This is a genomic window from Flagellimonas spongiicola, assembly GCF_023502425.1.
Classification (GTDB): Bacteria; Bacteroidota; Bacteroidia; order Flavobacteriales; family Flavobacteriaceae; genus Flagellimonas; species Flagellimonas spongiicola.
This window is the reverse complement of record NZ_JAMFMA010000001.1, coordinates 917712-935732: the sequence shown is the minus strand read 5'-3', so window position 1 is coordinate 935732 and position 18021 is coordinate 917712. Positions and strand designations below refer to the sequence as shown.

Sequence of the window (18021 nt, the reverse complement as noted above, 5' to 3'; positions counted from 1 at the left end):
GTTTTAAAAGTAAAGGTGAAAATAGCCAATAATGGCATCATGCTAAAATCATCCTTTCAATACTTATAAACAGTGTAATTCCTATCGAATTTGATATATTTAATGCTGAATTGTTTTAAGCATGAAATATTATCCCTTTAGCTTATTGATATGCTGTTTAATAAGCTTGACCTTAAGTTCACAAGAGAAAAAAGCGGGTCCTGTAATCTCAGATTTTGGCCAGGTTTGGAAAGTAGAAAATCCTGATTTTAAAACCAATACAACCAACGAGTTCAAGGTTGTGTTTGATATTTACAACAGTCCGGAATCGCATGAAGAAATCAACCGTTCAATTGAAACGGCTGCCCGTTTTTTAAATATGCACGCCCAAGCTGGCGTACCTGCTTCCCAGCTGAAAGTGGCACTTGTAGTCCACAATAAGGCATCAAAAGATATTATTCATAACACGGCCTATATGAAACGATATGGTGTAAACAATCCAAATAAGCAATTGATTGAATCACTACTTGAAGCTGATGTCCAGGTAATTTTATGTGGCCAGTCTTCCAATTCAAGAGGGTTTCCCAAAGAAGATTTAATTCCAGGATCACAAATAGCATTATCTGCTCTGACAGCAATTTTACAATTGCAACAACAAGGCTATCAACTTATAAAATTTTAATACTGACTATATGCGAAAAATGAACACCCTATTGTTGTTTCTGACAACAATAACCATTTGGGCCCAGGGTCCAAATTTGGAAAAAGATTATGCTGCAATTGAATCAAAAGTTATAGAATGGCGCCATGACATTCACCAAAATCCTGAACTAAGTAACCGCGAATTCAAAACAGCAGAAAAAATAGCGACCCACTTAAAATCCTTGGGTATTGAGGTTACCACTGGCGTAGCCCATACCGGGGTAGTTGGTGTTTTAAAAGGAGACCAGCCAGGTAAGGTAGTTGCGCTTAGAGCAGACATTGACGCTTTGCCTGTTACAGAGCGTAATGACCTACCATTTAAATCGACAGTTACTTCAGAGTTTCTTGGTGAAAAAGTTGGGGTAATGCACGCCTGCGGACATGATACACATACAGCAATATTAATGGGCGTTGCTGAAATCCTAGCCAATAACAAGGATAAAATAAAAGGAACGGTCAAATTTATTTTCCAACCTGCCGAGGAAGGAGCACCTCCTGGGGAAGAAGGTGGTGCATTGATGATGGTTAAGGAAGGTGTGCTGAAAAATCCTGATGTAGATGCCATTTTTGGACTTCACATCAATTCGCAAACTCCGGTAGGAACCATTCGCTACAAGATTGGAGGCACAATGGCTGCTGCACAAAGCTTTACCATAAAAGTGAAAGGAAAGCAAAGTCATGGCTCACAACCTTGGAGTGGTGTTGACCCAATTTTAATCAGTGCCAAAATCATTGATGGATTACAGACCATCATCAGTCGTGAAGCCAATTTAACTAATGAAGCAGCAGTAATCACTGTAGGTAAAATTAAAAGTGGTGTGCGATTCAACATCATTCCTGAATCAGCTGAAATGTTAGGAACTATCCGCACCTTGGATTATGACATGAAGGATCATATCAATAAAAGAATGAAGGAAATGGTAGCAGATATTGCAAAAGCCTATGGTGGTGAAGCAACATGTGAAATTAAAGATGCAACCGACATCACCTTCAATGTCCCTGAGTTGGCACGTCAAATGTTACCAACATTAGGCCGTGTGGCTGGAGATAAAAACGTAATTGCACAAAAGGCGATTACCGGTGCAGAGGATTTTTCATACTATCAAAGAGATGTTCCTGGTTTTTTCTTTTTCCTAGGGGGAATGACACCCGGAAATACCGAGTCCTATCCTCATCACACACCGGATTTTCTAATTGATGACGCCGGAATGCAATTAGGTGTGAAGGCTATGACCGAATTGACACTGGACTATTTAAATATGTAATATGGATATGGTAATGGATTTTTTGGCGGAAACACCTTGGTGGACCTGGATACTAGTTTTGTTGGGTCTTGTTGCAATAAGGGATATTTTCTTCCAAAAAGCCCATACCATTAGCCATAACTTCCCCATTATTGGGCATTTAAGATATTGGCTGGAAAGTATTGGCCCGGAAATGCGGCAATATTTCGTAGCCAATAACAGAGAAGAACTACCTTTTAATCGTATTGAGCGTGGTTGGATCTATGCTTCAGCCAAGAAAGAGAACAACTATGAAGGATTTGGAACTGATCGTGACATTTATGCGCATCAGCACATCTTTGTGAAAAATGCTATGATTGGTTATCAAGTCCCTGCCAATCATCCTAATAGTAATGACCCTTACTTTTTACCATGTGCAAAGGTTATCGGAGCTTATAATAAAAGAAGAAAACCTTACCGACCTGCTTCCGTTATTAACGTTTCCGCCATGAGTTTTGGCTCATTGTCTGCCAAGGCCATCGAATCCTTAAACCGAGGCGTGGGCAAGTCCGATGCTTACCATAATACTGGTGAAGGAGGTCTTTCCCCCTATCACAGAACCGGCGGTGATGTGGTATTTCATTTCGGTACAGGTTATTTTGGCGTTCGCTCTAGAGAAGGAAATTTTTCAATGGAGAAAATGAAAATCCTTGTTGATGAAAACCCTTGTATCAAAGCCATCGAGATTAAACTATCGCAAGGTGCAAAACCTGGCAAAGGAGGTGTACTCCCTGGAGCTAAAATAACGAAGCAAATTGCCGAAATCAGAGGTGTGGAAGTAGGTAAGGATGTACTTTCACCTTCAACGCACAAGGCCTTCAATACGATTTCAGAATTGCTTGAGCTCATTGAAAGTATTGCAGAAGAAACTGGATTGCCGGTAGGAATAAAAGCCGCTATTGGCAAACTGGACCAATGGGAAGAATTGGCCGATTTAATGAAAAAGAACGGTCATGGTCCGGACTTCATCACCATTGACGGTGGCGAGGGCGGTACCGGGGCGGCCCCACCAAGCTTTGCTGATCATGTTTCCCTGCCTTGGGTCTATGGTTTTTCATCGGTTTATAGAATATTTAAAGAAAGAGGATTGACCGAACGTATTGTTTTTATTGGAAGTGGCAAGCTAGGATTTCCTGCAAAGGCGGCCATGGCTTTTGCTATGGGGGTTGATTGTATCAATGTGGCACGCGAGGCCATGATGAGTATAGGGTGCATTCAGGCACAAATATGTCATACCAATCGCTGTCCGGCTGGTGTGGCAACCCAAAGTAAATGGCTTCAAAACGGTATCAACATTCCGCTAAAATCCGACAGATTGGCTCAATACTTCAAAACCTTTAGAAAGGAATTCTTGGAAATAACCCATGCCGCAGGCTACGAACATCCTTGTCAATTCAACATGAATGATGTTCAAGTAAATGTAGATGATGATTATTTAAGTAGTGATCTTGAAGCGGTCTATGGATATACCAAAACTGAAGTGCCGTTTACCAATATGCAAGAACTTTATGATTGTGTTTATCTAGGAGGAAGTCGGATATCCGAAAAAACATCCTAATTTTGACCTCGATAGATTTAACCAACATTCTTACTTATGAAAAAACAATTACTTTTTCTATTTAGTGTATTGATTTGCTCCCTTGGTATGGCTCAAAAGAAGAGCGAACTCTTTGCCCAAATCGATGATTTGGAAGCTCAGCTGGGCGAAGTCCAACAAGAATTGGCCGAAGCTAAACGTGATATTTCCTCTTCCAATGCCAAAGCGGAAGCCTTGGAAAGTGAAAATGTTGGTTTACGTGATGCCAACGCTACGCTATTGAAAAACCTCAGCAGCTTTTCAGAATTATCTAAAAAGAACAGCGAGAATGTAACCAAAACATTAGCTGCACTGGAACGTAAGGAAAAACAACTTAGTGGAATAACAGATATGATAGCTTCCGGTGACTCCACGTCCATCGTGCTATTGACTCGAATAAAACAGACCATGGGTGAAAATGCCAATGCCAATGTTTCAGAAGGCGCTGTGATTTTAAGCGGTAGTCTTACCAAATTGTTTGGTTCTGATACAGGTACTGCATTGACTGATGAAGGTAAACTTTGGGTTAGTCAAATTGCGAAAGTCCTTTTGGCAAGCCCCAATTTATCAGCTAAGGTAGATGGCTTGAATATTACAGGGGAATTTGCAATTACCTATGATCAAGCTTCGGCTGTGGCCAAAGAGCTAGTAGGTACACTGTCTGTGCCGCTTGAAAAAGTTGATGTCGCGGTAAAAGACGGGAATTTTAAAGAAGGTGTCGCCGTTAGCCTACAACCTGATTACAAGGCTTTTTATGATAAAGTGAAAACTGATATCAAGGCCACAAACTAAACTTCAATACTTTTTAGGGAACTCACCCATACTTTTTAGGGCTTAGTTGCGTTCTTGATGGTATAAAATCCAAAAAACCAAACTAACCCATGAGTGGAGACGATATTTTCCAACTATTTGGCTTCCTATTACCCGCAGTAGTGACAGGAGCTGTAGCATTTTACTTTTTTAGATTACATACTAGGAACGAAGACGGCAGAAGACGTTTCTTGTTGCATAAGGATTCCCAGAAAGACACCCTTCCGGTTCGCTTACAAGCCTATGAAAGAATGGTTTTGTTTTTAGAACGTATAGCCATAAACAGTTTAGTAGTGCGAGTTGCGCCTAAAACCAAAAATAAAAGCGACTATGAAAACTTGCTGATCAAGCAAATTGAATCTGAATTTGAGCATAACCTATCCCAGCAAATCTATATGTCCGATGAATGTTGGAACATTATTAAAGCAGCTAAAAATGCAACCATCCAAATGATTCGTTCTGCTGGAATGAGTGATACGGATTCTCCAGACAAGCTTAGGGAAGATATATTAAATCAAACCATGGATAAACAGTCGCCTTCTTCTACTGCCTTAGCCTTTATTAAAAACGAGGTTAGTGAATTGTGGTAGCACCTAATCCATGTGATCTGGGTCAATAGGACTGGTTTCTTCATTTTTGTTTTTGGCATATAAGTAGCCACGTTTCCACCATAAAGTCATCCGTTCTTTATTGAATACCAATGAATTGGTGGTCAAAACAGTTGGTGTATAGTAAAAGTTTATAATAGCGTCCTTTTGATTGGCCACAAGCTTTCCTATTCTAATATTTTGGTTTTCAATGCGATCCAACATATAACTAAAAATAGTTGTAATCAATTCAAAAGGGTTTCGTACGGGCATACGATTAAGGTAATTTACTTCGGTGTGCAACACCACCACATCAACTTCGGTGGCCCCACGCTTTAATGCTTCCTCAATGGGTACCAGTGTACCCAATCCCCCATCGGCATACTCGCAGCCATTACGTTTGGCCAAACTCATAAAAGGTGTATAATTGGATGATATCCATATCCAATCGCAAAACTCCTCGTATGTGCAATCCTTTATTGATTTGTATTCTACCTGATTCAAGGAAAGATTGGAAACGGTAACGATAACATCCGTGTCACCACCTTTGAGTTCTTCAAATTCCTGAGGGGTAATGGACTTGCGTATTAGCCAGCGCAAGTTCTCGCTTTCTCCAAACGTTTTTTTACCTCGGATAAAATTTTTGACCACATTCCAGTGATTTATGGAAATGACTTCTATACCATGCTTTTTTTTGATGACAAAAGGGCAATTGTCAAAAATGCTATTTTGATTTACAGAAGAGTAAATTTCCCGAATCTTTGCCAGTTTATTCAAAGCGAGATGGGAAATCAACAAACTTCCCGTAGAAGTACCAACAAATAAGTCATACTTATGCTGGGCTTCTTCAATTAAAAACTGGGCAACGCCACCAGCAAACGCACCTTTACTTCCGCCACCTGAAATCACCAATGCCCTCATTTGCCTAAAGTTTGGTCTAAATATTTTTGCTGCTCTAGGGTCAAGCTCGGGTAAATCTCCTGAATCCGACTTTGACTATCTGCATTCTTTAAAAATTCCTTCAGCATTTTACGCGATGATTTCTTAAAATACCACACATGGTGATTACAAGCCTCGATTAAGTTCTTTAAACTGGAATTGTTGAAACCTCCAATGTTTTTTAGAAATTGAAAAGCCAACATGCGCACTTCAAAATGATGTTCGGCACCGGTGTAAGCATTCAAGGCATCAAAAAACTCCTTTTTGGATTGAACTTCATAATCTGGACTGACCAAAGCTAATGTCAACCACAGCAGATGTACATTTTTATTTGGAAAACCAATGATATTTATGGTCTTATCCAAATACCTATTTTGATGCTCCGGAAAATCTGACCATAATCTAAACAAGGTCGCTTCAATGGTCTTATAACTATTATCGTCCAATAACTGTTCAAAATCCATTCTTAATTCCTCTGGTACCTTTTCCGTGGCTAAGGCTACTGCCTGACGAACCTTCGATTTTTCATCATTTAGTATGCCCTTTAACATCTTGAACGAAAGTTGCTCACTATAATCAAGCATCAATTGCTCTTTTAGTCGCTCCGAGCCCAAATCTTCCCAGACTGTAGTTAGTTCAGATTCTTTGTTAGTTTTATTCGCCTCAATCCGTTTTTTAATTTCAAAATATCTTTTGATGCTAGTATTATTACGTGTTAGAAAGGCCTTTGCCTTGTCAAAAGGAAACTCTGATTCTTGTAACCATTGCTCTTCAAAATCCGTCAACTTCATACCTGACGCTTTTTCAATTTCCCACATAAAATCCTGAATGGTCACATTCTGAAATGCAAATTTTTCCAAATAATTTTGAATGCCTTCTTTAAAAGCGGCGCCCCCTACTCTTTCTTTTAACATTACCAAGGCCCAAGCTCCTTTCTCATAGAACGTAAGGCTCCCTGCCGCACTGTTGGTCAATGCTTCACCATTGCCCTCACCTGAAAAATTCTGGAGGGCTTTTGCGGTTTCAAACAACTTCCAATAGTAATAATCCTTTCCAAAAATCTGTTTTTCAGCCAAGTATGCATAAAACGTAGCGAAGCCTTCATGCAACCAATGATGCTCCCCACTCTCTTCGGTAACCAAGTTTCCAAACCACTGATGCGCCATCTCATGTGCATTCACATTGACATAGTTTTTGTCCTTAAAAGCAACGGAGTCTACCATAAAAGTGTTTGAGAATACGGTTGCACCTGTATTTTCCATACCCGCGTACAAAAAATCCTGAACAGGAATCTGTTTGTAGTTCTGCCAAGGATAGGCAACTCCAATTTCTTGCTCCAAGAAGTCGAACAACTTTTTAGAAAAACGATACGTTGGTTCTACTTTTAGACTATCCTTGGGTTCATAGTACAACTCCAACGGAATCCCAGATGACGCAGTAATCGTCTTTTTCTCAAACTTACCTATAACAAAAGCCACCAAATAACTACTCATCGGATTTTCCATATTGAATTGCCATTCGATTAATCCGTCTTTTGGTTGGGTGCGCAAAAGTGCACCATTTGAAATTACCTTATAGGGAGCTTCCATCAAGAAACTAAGGTCAAATTCCAGTTTGTCATTCATATTGTCCAAACTTGGAAGCCAATGACTGGTATATTTTCCTTGGCCTTGGGTCCAAATCTGTTCGTTCCCGTCAATACTATCCTCCCACCCCAAGAAATAAACGGTCTGTTTGGGTTTTGCCTTGAATGACAACCCCAATTGGTATTCCCCTATTTTTTTTGGTGCCTTTATGGAGAATTGCTTTCCTGAATTATTGTGGGCAACAGCTTTACCATTTAAAGTAATCTCGGAAAACAACATGTTATACGCGTCAAGATAAATGGAATCCACTTTCTTGTTCATTTGAAAAGTATAAACACCCTGACCCTGTATTTCTTTATTCACGGGTATGGGCTTAATCTCGGCAATCAACCTTTTGAAATCCACATCGGACTGGGCCTTGGCCATAGGGATGCCAAGTAGTAAACTACATATTAATATTACTGATGTGAGCTTCATAGCAATGCGTATACAAAAGTCTTTCCAAATTACATATTTTAGTCCGATGAATCCCAATTTTCTTCAAACTCCCATCCCATATCTTAAAGGTGTTGGTCCCAATAGGGCCGATACCCTTAAAAGTGAGTTAGGCATTGAAACTTATCGGGATTTACTGCATTTGTTTCCCAATAGATATCTGGACAAAACCCAATACTATAAGATTTCCCAATTGCAATCCAGTGGTGCCGATGTGCAAGTAGTTGGAAAAATTATACACCTCAAAACGGTGGAGCAAAAACGTGGAAAACGTTTGGTAGCGAAGTTTGTTGATGAAACAGGAGAAATGGAATTAGTTTGGTTCAGAGCGCAAAAATGGATTCGCGAAAACCTTAAACTTAATGAACCCTACGTGGTCTTTGGTAGAGTCAATAGGTATGGCAGTACCTTTTCCATGCCACATCCAGAAATGGAATTGTTGAAGGAACACCAACAAGGACTCAAGATTTCAATGCAACCCATATACCCATCCACCGAAAAATTGAGTGCCAAAGGCATAACCAATAGAGTGATAAGTAAAATGGTTCAGCAACTTCTGTTGGAATCAAAAGGTTTGTTTCAAGAATCACTTCCAACTTATATATTGGAAGAGTTGCGACTTTTACCAAAAAGTGAATCCTTGCTCAATATTCACTTTCCCAAAAGTCAAGAGTTATTGGCTAGAGCCCAATTCAGACTAAAATTTGAAGAACTGTTTTTTGTACAGCTTCAGTTAATTTCCAAAAAACTCGTACGAAAGCAAAAAATCAAAGGACTTCCTTTTGGAGCGGTGGGTGAAAACTTCAGCACGTTTTTCAACAAACATCTACCCTTTGAACTTACCAACGCCCAAAAAAAAGTAATTAAGGAAATTCGAAATGATCTAGGCAGCAACGCGCAAATGAATCGTCTACTGCAAGGTGATGTAGGGTCAGGTAAAACCATAGTTGCCTTGATGTGCATTTTACTTGCCATAGATAATGGCTTTCAGGCATGTTTAATGGCACCAACTGAAATCTTGGCCAACCAACATTACCATGGTCTCAAGGAACTTTTGGGAAAAATGAATGTGGGGATAGCATTGTTGACTGGATCCACCAAAAAATCGGAACGCAATCGCATACACGAAGCATTGCAAAACGGAGATCTTCATATTTTAGTGGGTACACACGCAGTTTTAGAGGACAAAGTGCAATTTACCAACCTGGGACTGGCCATCATTGATGAACAACACCGATTTGGCGTGGCACAACGCTCCAAATTATGGCACAAAAACAATACCCCGCCACACATATTAGTGATGACCGCCACGCCTATTCCTCGAACTTTGGCCATGAGTTTATACGGAGATTTGGACGTCTCCGTAATTGATGAACTCCCTCCAGGAAGAAAACCGGTAAAAACCGTACATCGTTTTGACGCTAACCGTTTGAAGGTATTCCAGTTCATCAAAGATGAAATCAAAAAGGGGCGACAGGTTTATGTTGTCTATCCTTTGATCAAAGAATCAGAGGCTTTGGATTATAAAGATTTGATGGACGGCTATGAGAGTATTGCACGGGATTTCCCTATGCCGGAATATCAGATTTCCATTGTACATGGAAAAATGAAACCTGCGGATAAAGATTACGAAATGGATCGTTTTGTCCGTGGTGAAACACAAATCATGGTTGCTACTACCGTAATTGAAGTTGGTGTGAATGTGCCAAATGCTTCAGTCATGATCATTGAAAGTGCTGAACGATTTGGTCTTTCCCAATTGCATCAATTGAGGGGTCGAGTAGGTCGTGGTGCGGATCAGAGTTATTGTATTTTAATGACTGGCAACAAACTATCTGAAGATGCCAAAACAAGATTGCAAACCATGGTAAAAACCAGCGATGGTTTTGAAATTGCCGAAGTTGATTTGAAATTGCGTGGACCTGGGGATTTAATGGGCACACAGCAAAGCGGATTGCTCAATTTGAAGATTGCAGATATCGTAAAGGATAATCAAATATTACAGACCGCTAGATACCATGCCCTTCAATTATTGAAAAAAGACCCCGCGCTCCAAAACCCTGAACATGCATCGGTTAAAAATGCCTATGCTACGCTAGCTATGGGAAAAGATATTTGGGGGTATATCAGTTGAAATTATATACCATAAAAAAAGCCCGGTTTTACCCGGGCATTTCCTATTAAATCCTATGAAAACTAAATTTAGTTGATTCCTTCTCCTTTTTCAGCCTTGTCAAGATTCGCTTGAACCCTATCCTTATTTGGCTGAGCGGGTGCATTTTGCAATGCAATTTTTAAGTGTTTAACTGTGGACTTATGATCGCCCATTGCGGAATACCCTCTGGCTAAACCATAATGTACTGGCCATGTTCCCTTGTGGTTCTTTTCGTTCCATTTGAAAACATCCAATGCCTCCTGGTTCTTACCTTGCCCAATAAGCTGCCTTCCATAGCCATGCACTTCTAACACCGTACCCATTGGCAAGGCTTCCTTCATTATCGCATCAGCAGCCGCAGTATTTCCTTGCTTCGTTAGAATTTGCGCTTTAACAAACGCATTATTGAACGTTTTTCTACTAAAGAACTGACCTTCTCTAGCTGCGTTGATCCAACCAAGAGCTTCATCCAAGTCACCTCCGTTGTTTTGGGCATAGTTCGCTGCTTGTTCCCACGATTGTCTGGTAAATCCTGGAGTAGTTTGAAATTCTTTGCGAATTCTGGCCAAGACATTATTGGTAACGTCAACTTCCACCTTGAATGGAATTTGCTTTTCGCCCCAATTCAAGGCAACAACTGCTGAGGTGGCATCCACGTCAATAAATGTATAGGTCAGTTGCTCAACATGAGCAGCTTCCTTCGTGTCCACATCTACGCGCAGCGCATCTTCAGACGGCTCGTAAAAATAACTTCCCCATGCCGTATTGTTTTTTGAAAAAATAATGGTTGCAGTGTTGTTTTCGTTTACGATCATATGCAGACCGTACTTTCCGGCAGGAAGTGTTTTACCTCCAATGGTCAAGTCATGTGTGGTTTTGAAAACCGTGTTTTCATTGGCACCAGCTCTCCAAGGAGATTCCGTAGCTGTACCAAATCCAAGGTTGTTCATCCCATAAGGTACCAAAGCGCCCCAAACCTCTCGGTCATTTACGCTTGGCCTTGAGTACACAACACTTACATCAGTTGTTCCTATTCGCTGAGATACTTTTGCCATTTGACTCCCTCTTGGAAGAAAGGTCAATTGTGCAAAACCACTCGTGGAGAAACAAAGTGCTGCAACAAGGATTAGGGCCGACATGGCCTTGTAACTTTTTTTCATTTGTTCGTTTTTGATTTTGTTAATGAATAAACTTTTAGGTCGATTCCCTAAAGTAGAAACCTCAACCCACCTAGAGCGTTACAGCTTTGTTAAAAAGGAAACATAGGTGTTAAAATTCAAGCGTTTATGCTTAATCAGTACCAATTGGGAGGTATATCATGATTAAAAATCCCAGAAAGTCGATGGTTAATATGAACCCATGCCATCTTGGATATAAGAAGTCATTAATTGCTTATACCCATTTCTGACGTATCAAACATTCAGATTTCTTTTTGTTTGAATTCGAAAATTAGTGGTAAATCCTCCAATTTCATCGGTATAAACCTCCTTGAACATCGTAATTTTAAAAACTTGAAAAAGCAGTTTTTTCAAGCAAGTTTTAAATTTACAACTTGATAAATTTTGAAGGTTAAAATGAGCAAGACACTATTTGACAAAGTTTGGGATTCACATGTAGTTCAAAGCATCCAAAACGGCCCAGACGTGCTTTTTATCGATAGGCATTTGGTACATGAAGTCACTAGCCCTGTAGCTTTTCTGGGGTTGAAGAATCGCGGTATTCAGGTACTCTATCCTGAACGCACTTTTGCTACTGCGGATCACAATACCCCAACCATCAACCAACACTTACCGGTTAAAGACGAACTGTCTGCCAATCAATTGAAGGCATTGGAAGAGAATTCAAAAGCGCATAACATTCCTTATTGGGGACTTGGACATGAGAAAAATGGTATTGTCCATGTTATTGGTCCCGAAAATGGTATTACCGTTCCTGGCGCAACAATTGTCTGTGGAGATTCACATACCTCAACGCATGGCGCTTTTGGGGCAATAGCATTTGGCATTGGTACCAGTGAAGTGGAAATGGTGCTTTCCACCCAATGTATCATGCAACCAAAACCAAAAAGCATGCGAATCAACATCAATGGCGAACTTAATAAAGCCGTTACACCAAAAGATGTTGCTTTGTTTATCATTTCAAAATTAACCACCTCAGGAGCCACTGGTTATTTCGTGGAATATGCAGGTGATGTTTTTCGTAATATGTCCATGGAAGGACGAATGACCGTTTGTAACCTTAGTATAGAAATGGGAGCTCGTGGTGGTATGATCGCACCCGATGAGAAGACCATGGAGTATATTAAAGGCCGAGAATTTGCACCAAAAGGCGCAGATTGGGACAAAGCCATGGATTATTGGAACACGCTTTATACTGATCATAAGGCCGAATTTGACAAGGAATTGCATTTCAATGCATCGGATATTGAACCAATGATCACCTACGGAACCAATCCAGGAATGGGTATGGGAATCCAAAACGACATACCAACTGCAGAAGCTGTTGAAGGAGGCGCTGCCACTTATAAAAAGTCATTGGCCTACATGGAGTTTAATGAGGGCGATCCTATGATTGGCAAACCTATTGACTTTGTATTCCTAGGAAGCTGCACGAATGGTAGGATTGAAGATTTCAGGGCATTTGCCTCTATAATCAAAGGAAGAAGAAAAGCGGATAACGTGACTGCATGGTTGGTGCCTGGATCACATCGGGTTGAAGAAGCAATAAAAGAGGAAGGGATTTTGGATATTTTGCATAGCGCAGGTTTTGAGCTACGCGAACCAGGATGTTCTGCATGTTTGGCCATGAACGACGATAAGATCCCTGCTGGTAAATATGCAGTAAGTACATCCAACAGGAATTTTGAAGGTAGACAAGGCCCAGGAGCTAGAACACTTTTGGCGAGTCCGTTAGTGGCCGCAGCCGCAGCCGTTACCGGTAAGGTAACTGATCCAAGGGAGTTGCTTGAACTTCAAGATGCTTAAACACTTATTTTCACTGATAACAGATTAAAACAATGGCTTACGATAAATTCAATATACTAACAAGTTCAGCTGTTCCACTTCCCATCGAAAATGTGGATACAGATCAAATCATTCCAGCTCGATTTTTAAAAGCTACCGAGCGTAAAGGATTTGGCGATAACCTATTCCGGGATTGGCGTTATAACTCTGATGATACTACAAAGGAGAATTTTGTGTTGAATAACCCAATTTATAGCGGGAAAATCCTAGTAGGTGGGAAAAACTTCGGATCAGGTTCCTCACGGGAGCATGCAGCATGGGCTGTTTATGATTATGGCTTCCGATGTGTGGTATCCAGTTTTTTCGCTGATATCTTTCGTAATAATTGTTTGAACATTGGTGTGCTTCCTGTACAAGTAAGCCCTGAGTTCCTAGATAAAATTTTCAAGGCAATAGAAGCCAATCCAAAGTCAGAACTTGTTGTGAACCTTCCCGAACAGACGATTACTATTTCTGAAACTGGTGAGCAGGAGAGATTTGCAATTAACGATTACAAAAAAGGGAATCTTCAGAATGGTTTTGACGATATTGATTATTTACTCAATATCAAAAAAGACATTGAAACTTTTGCCGCTAATACACCCCTATAACACTAATGGCTGATAAGGCTTCGGTCTCTACAATTCCAAATAAATCCAAGAACACATGAGCCAAAGGACTGTTGAAATCATGGACACCACCTTGAGGGATGGTGAGCAGACATCCGGAGTTTCATTCTCTTCCTCAGAGAAACTGACATTGGCCAAACTACTTTTGGAAGAATTGAAGGTGGATCGTATAGAGGTGGCTTCTGCGCGTGTATCAGACGGGGAATTCAATGCAGTCAAGAACATCACGGAATGGGCTGATTCAGAGGGTTATTTGGATAAGGTTGAGGTATTGACCTTTGTGGACAAGGGTGTTTCCTTGGAATGGATGGAACAAGCGGGGGCAAAAGTTCAAAACTTATTGACCAAGGGTTCACTTAACCACCTCACACATCAGTTAAAGAAAACGCCGGAGCAACATTTTAAAGATATTGCCGCGGTTGTTTCCCTTGCCACGGATAAGGGCATCACCACCAATGTTTATTTGGAGGATTGGAGCAATGGAATGCGAAATTCGCCAGATTACGTTTTTGAATACCTGGATTTTTTGACACAACAACCAGTTAAACGTATTCTACTGCCAGATACGTTAGGTGTTTTAACGCATGATGAAACCTTTGAGTTTTTGAATAAAATCATTACGCGCTATCCTAACAATCACTTTGATTTTCATGGTCACAATGACTATGATTTAAGCGTGGCCAATGTTATGGAAGCCTTAAAAGCAGGATGTCATGGTTTACACCTTACCGTAAACGGGATGGGAGAACGTGCTGGCAATGCACCATTAGCAAGTGTAGTTGCCGTAATCAATGATTTTTTACCACAAATCAATATTGGTGTCAAAGAGTCTTCACTTTACAAAGTAAGCAAGCTGGTAAGTACATTCACAGGGTTTGGCATTCCAGACAACAAACCTATTGTTGGAGATAATGTTTTTACGCAAACTGCTGGTATACATGCAGATGGAGATAATAAAAAGAATCTTTACTTTAACAATCTTCTGCCAGAACGTTTCGGTCGAAAACGAAAGTATGCCTTAGGGAAGACATCAGGAAAAGCCAATATTCAAAAGAACCTTCAGGAGCTTGGATTGACGCTGAACGATGAAGAACTAAAAAAAGTCACAGAACGTATAATTGAGTTAGGTGACAAAAAGGAAAGAGTTACAAAAGACGACCTTCCCTTTATTATTTCAGATGTTCTGGATTCCGAATTGCACCAACAACGTGTTTTTGTAAAATCATATGTACTTACACATTCAAAAGGACTGAAACCCTCCACTACGCTTTCCATTGAGATTGATGGAAAGGAATATGAGGAAAATGCCCAAGGAGACGGGCAATTTGATGCATTCATCAATGCATTGCGAAAAGTGTACAGGAAAGAAAAGATAGAATTACCCAAATTGGTGGATTACGCCGTTCGAATCCCGCCCGGTAGCAGTTCAGATGCATTGTGTGAAACGATAATAACATGGCAAACACCGGAAAAGGATTTCACCACACGTGGCTTGGATTCAGACCAAACGGTATCAGCTATAAAAGCCACCGAAAAAATGCTCAACTTATTTTAAATAACTAGATAACCCACAACATAAATGAAACTCAATATTGCACTATTAGCAGGAGACGGAATTGGCCCAGAGGTGATTGACCAAGCCGTCAAAGTATCAGATGCTGTAGCCAAAAAATACAACCATGAGATCAAATGGACACCGGCTTTGACCGGTGCAGCCGCGATTGATGCCGTAGGGGAACCCTATCCTGATGAAACCCACGAAGTATGTGCCAATGCTGATGCGGTATTATTTGGTGCCATTGGACATCCTAGATTTGACAATGACCCAAGTGCCAAGGTTCGTCCTGAACAAGGTTTGTTGAAAATGCGTCAAAAGCTTGGTCTATTCGCCAATGTAAGGCCAACTTTTACCTTTCCTTCTTTGATTGATAAGTCACCATTGAAACGTGAGCGCATTGAAGGAACGGATTTGATTATTCTAAGGGAATTGACCGGTGGTGTATATTTTGGTGAACGCGGGAGAAAAGATGATGGCGATACTGCATTTGACACCATGACCTACCAACGTTTTGAAGTAGAGCGTCTTGCTCGAAAAGGATTTGACATGGCGATGAAACGGGGTAAAAAACTTTGCTGTGTAGATAAGGCAAATGTGTTGGAAGCCTCTAGACTTTGGCGTGAAACTGTGCAAGGCTTAGAAAAGGAATATCCAGAGGTAGAAGTTTCGTATGAGTTTGTGGACGCTGTGGCTATGCGACTGATTCAATGGCCAAAAGGGTATGACGTTATCATCACCGCCAATCTTTTTGGGGACATATTAACGGACGAAGCATCCGTCATCTCCGGTTCTATGGGATTAATGCCCTCTTCCTCATTAGGAAGCAATGTATCGCTTTATGAACCAATTCATGGTTCCTATCCACAGGCAGCTGGCAAAGATATTGCCAATCCATTAGCTACTGTTCTTTCTGCAGCTATGTTGTTTGAGGATTTCGAATTACAGGATGAAGCAAAGGCCATAAGGGATGTAGTAAACAAATCCCTAGCCGAAGGCGTGGTAACAGAAGATTTGGCAGATGGCGGAAAATCCTATAAAACCAGTGAAGTCGGCAATTGGCTAGCGAAAAATATCCAATAGATTTCCGACAAACAATTATATACACTGAACCTGCAACCAAAGTTGCAGGTTTTTTTATGCTTCATTTAGACCTATCGAAAAAAGCATATCAAGTCAAAATCAGCATACGTCAACTCAAATGGTGCATTCATCAATTGAGGCTCATAATTATTGCGGGGCGAAAGTAATTTCGGCGCATTATTAAAATAATCACCTAATGATTACAAACCCTAAAATAAATCAATTATGAAAACCCCTAGCGTATTTTGCAAGCTGATCTTGCTATTTGGTATTGGAATATTCATTTCCTGTAATCCAGAGAAAATCGAGGAAGTAATTACCGCCTATTTAGATGAAGATCTTGATGGTTTTGGAAATCAAGCGGTACAAATAAGAACTACCCTTCCCGTACCTGCTGGTTATGTGACCAACAATAAAGATTTGGATGATTCCAATCCAGCCATTGGTGAAAATGACTGTGTTGAACGCACAACGTTTTATAAGGATGAAGACGAAGATAGCTTTGGTGACATCAATAATAAATCAATTGGCTGTTTGGAAACACCGCCAGAAGGTTTTGTAGCCAATTCTGACGACTGCGATGACACTAATGCTGATATCAATCCAGATAGTCTTGTTGAAATTCAAGTTTTTGAAGATGGAGATAATGACGGATACGGAAATCCTGACAAAAGTCAATTCATAGTGGGTTGTCCTATACCTGAAGATTTTGTTACTAATGATTTGGATTTAAATGATGAAGAATCAGGTGCATTTATTGGTGAAATCTGGTATTTTGATGGTGATTCCGATGGCTTTGGGGACCCTGGAAATTCCAAACCACTGGAATTTTTAGAGGATTTAGTAAACTACGTTTCCAACAGCGATGATTGTAATGATGCTGAACCGGCAGCCTATAGTGGCGCAGAAGAAATTCTTGGAGATGGCATAGACAACGATTGCGATGGTTTGCAAGGTATCATCTGGGACGGAGAACTGGTAGCGTTTAGTCGAGCGGATGAAGCTATATGGACAGATGAAGCAAACCAACATAAAATTACTGACAATGTGGTATTAAGTCGAAAATATTTAGGTCCTATACACAATTTAAAATGGTGGGAAAATAATGTTGGTGGTGACGCTCCCGTCCATGAAAGTGACGATCTATCCGATTTGTTATATCGCTTAACAGGCAATGGCACCTTCCAAATCACAAACAATATCCCTGGAGATCCAACAGGAGGTATGGAAGGAACTAAATGGACGATTTTGTCGGAAACCAATACAAAATTCCCATATGGTAAGCTTGGTAATCCAACCAACTATATGAGCTTTAAAAACTTGTTGAATTCCTTGACTGTAATCAAACAAGGTGGTCAGGTATATTATCCAATAAACGACTTTGAAATTTCTGCGGAAGTAGGAGGTGTAGGAGGAACCTACAGTGATTATGATTTCAGTGCGCTTGTAGGTACCAAATTGGGTATGCATATTGTGGAAGAAGACATCTTCTTAGAAATAACCTTCACCCAATACACCTTGGATGAAGATGGTGGCGGTGGCTTCGCTTTGACAAGATCTACGCCGGCCGAGAAGAAAAAGTAAGCTAATCAATAATCCGTTTAGTACTCGAAAATGGCCTTTGGAATTTCCAAGGCCAT

The 18021-nt window shown here is 40.5% G+C and carries 14 protein-coding genes; 11 read left to right on the top strand and 3 right to left on the bottom strand.

Going from position 1 to position 18021, the window contains the following annotated elements:
* Nucleotides 1-121: 121 nt before the first annotated feature.
* From M3P19_RS04405 to M3P19_RS04385, 5 genes are all read left to right on the top strand, one after another.
* Nucleotides 122-661 carry a DsrE family protein gene (locus tag M3P19_RS04405; RefSeq protein ID WP_249656416.1) on the top strand — a complete coding sequence of 180 codons (540 nt, stop codon included), beginning with the start codon at nt 122-124 and terminating at the stop codon, nt 659-661.
* Between the two features lie 10 nt (nt 662-671).
* The gene (locus tag M3P19_RS04400) at nt 672-1946 is read left to right on the top strand and encodes an amidohydrolase (RefSeq protein WP_249656415.1); all 1275 of its coding nucleotides are present in this window, start codon (nt 672-674) and stop codon (nt 1944-1946) included.
* A gap of 1 nt (nt 1947) precedes the next feature.
* Entirely contained in the window at nt 1948-3522 is a 1575-nt protein-coding gene (locus M3P19_RS04395; RefSeq protein WP_249656414.1) for an FMN-binding glutamate synthase family protein, read from the top strand.
* Between the two features lie 36 nt (nt 3523-3558).
* Nucleotides 3559-4332 carry a hypothetical protein gene (locus M3P19_RS04390; protein WP_249656413.1) on the top strand — a complete coding sequence of 258 codons (774 nt, stop codon included), beginning with the start codon at nt 3559-3561 and terminating at the stop codon, nt 4330-4332.
* Between the two features lie 89 nt (nt 4333-4421).
* A complete protein-coding gene (locus M3P19_RS04385) occupies nt 4422-4940 on the top strand; it encodes a DUF7935 family protein (protein WP_249656412.1) in 519 nt (172 codons plus the stop codon).
* A gap of 3 nt (nt 4941-4943) precedes the next feature.
* Here M3P19_RS04385 and M3P19_RS04380 read toward each other — a convergent pair whose 3' ends face one another.
* Complete coding sequence (locus tag M3P19_RS04380) at nt 4944-5858, bottom strand: patatin-like phospholipase family protein (RefSeq protein WP_249656411.1); 915 nt, start codon at nt 5856-5858, stop codon at nt 4944-4946.
* Nucleotides 5855-7888 carry a M1 family metallopeptidase gene (locus tag M3P19_RS04375; RefSeq protein WP_249656410.1) on the bottom strand — a complete coding sequence of 678 codons (2034 nt, stop codon included), beginning with the start codon at nt 7886-7888 and terminating at the stop codon, nt 5855-5857. The genes M3P19_RS04380 and M3P19_RS04375 overlap by 4 nt, the downstream gene beginning before the upstream one ends.
* A 97-nt stretch (nt 7889-7985) precedes the next feature.
* Here M3P19_RS04375 and recG point away from each other — a divergent pair, with 97 nt between their 5' ends.
* Nucleotides 7986-10091: an ATP-dependent DNA helicase RecG gene (gene recG / locus M3P19_RS04370; RefSeq protein ID WP_249656804.1), complete on the top strand. Its 2106-nt coding sequence runs from the start codon at nt 7986-7988 to the stop codon at nt 10089-10091.
* Nucleotides 10092-10159: 68 nt separating this feature from the next.
* Here recG and M3P19_RS04365 read toward each other — a convergent pair whose 3' ends face one another.
* On the bottom strand, nt 10160-11272 hold the full coding sequence (locus M3P19_RS04365; protein ID WP_249656409.1) for a DUF2911 domain-containing protein: 1113 nt from the start codon (nt 11270-11272) through the stop codon (nt 10160-10162).
* 414 nt (nt 11273-11686) lie between these two features.
* Between M3P19_RS04365 and leuC the strand changes: the two genes are divergently transcribed.
* The 5 genes from leuC to M3P19_RS04340 all read left to right on the top strand — a co-directional run bounded on the left by leuC (nt 11687) and on the right by M3P19_RS04340 (nt 17965).
* The gene (gene leuC, locus M3P19_RS04360; RefSeq protein ID WP_249656408.1) at nt 11687-13096 is read left to right on the top strand and encodes a 3-isopropylmalate dehydratase large subunit; all 1410 of its coding nucleotides are present in this window, start codon (nt 11687-11689) and stop codon (nt 13094-13096) included.
* A gap of 32 nt (nt 13097-13128) precedes the next feature.
* Nucleotides 13129-13725: a 3-isopropylmalate dehydratase small subunit gene (leuD, locus tag M3P19_RS04355; protein WP_249656407.1), complete on the top strand. Its 597-nt coding sequence runs from the start codon at nt 13129-13131 to the stop codon at nt 13723-13725.
* 55 nt (nt 13726-13780) lie between these two features.
* Nucleotides 13781-15298: an alpha-isopropylmalate synthase regulatory domain-containing protein gene (locus M3P19_RS04350; protein WP_249656406.1), complete on the top strand. Its 1518-nt coding sequence runs from the start codon at nt 13781-13783 to the stop codon at nt 15296-15298.
* A 24-nt stretch (nt 15299-15322) separates the two neighbouring features.
* The gene (gene leuB / locus M3P19_RS04345) at nt 15323-16381 is read left to right on the top strand and encodes a 3-isopropylmalate dehydrogenase (protein ID WP_249656405.1); all 1059 of its coding nucleotides are present in this window, start codon (nt 15323-15325) and stop codon (nt 16379-16381) included.
* A gap of 225 nt (nt 16382-16606) precedes the next feature.
* Nucleotides 16607-17965 carry a putative metal-binding motif-containing protein gene (locus M3P19_RS04340; protein ID WP_249656404.1) on the top strand — a complete coding sequence of 453 codons (1359 nt, stop codon included), beginning with the start codon at nt 16607-16609 and terminating at the stop codon, nt 17963-17965.
* Nucleotides 17966-18021: the final 56 nt, after the last annotated feature.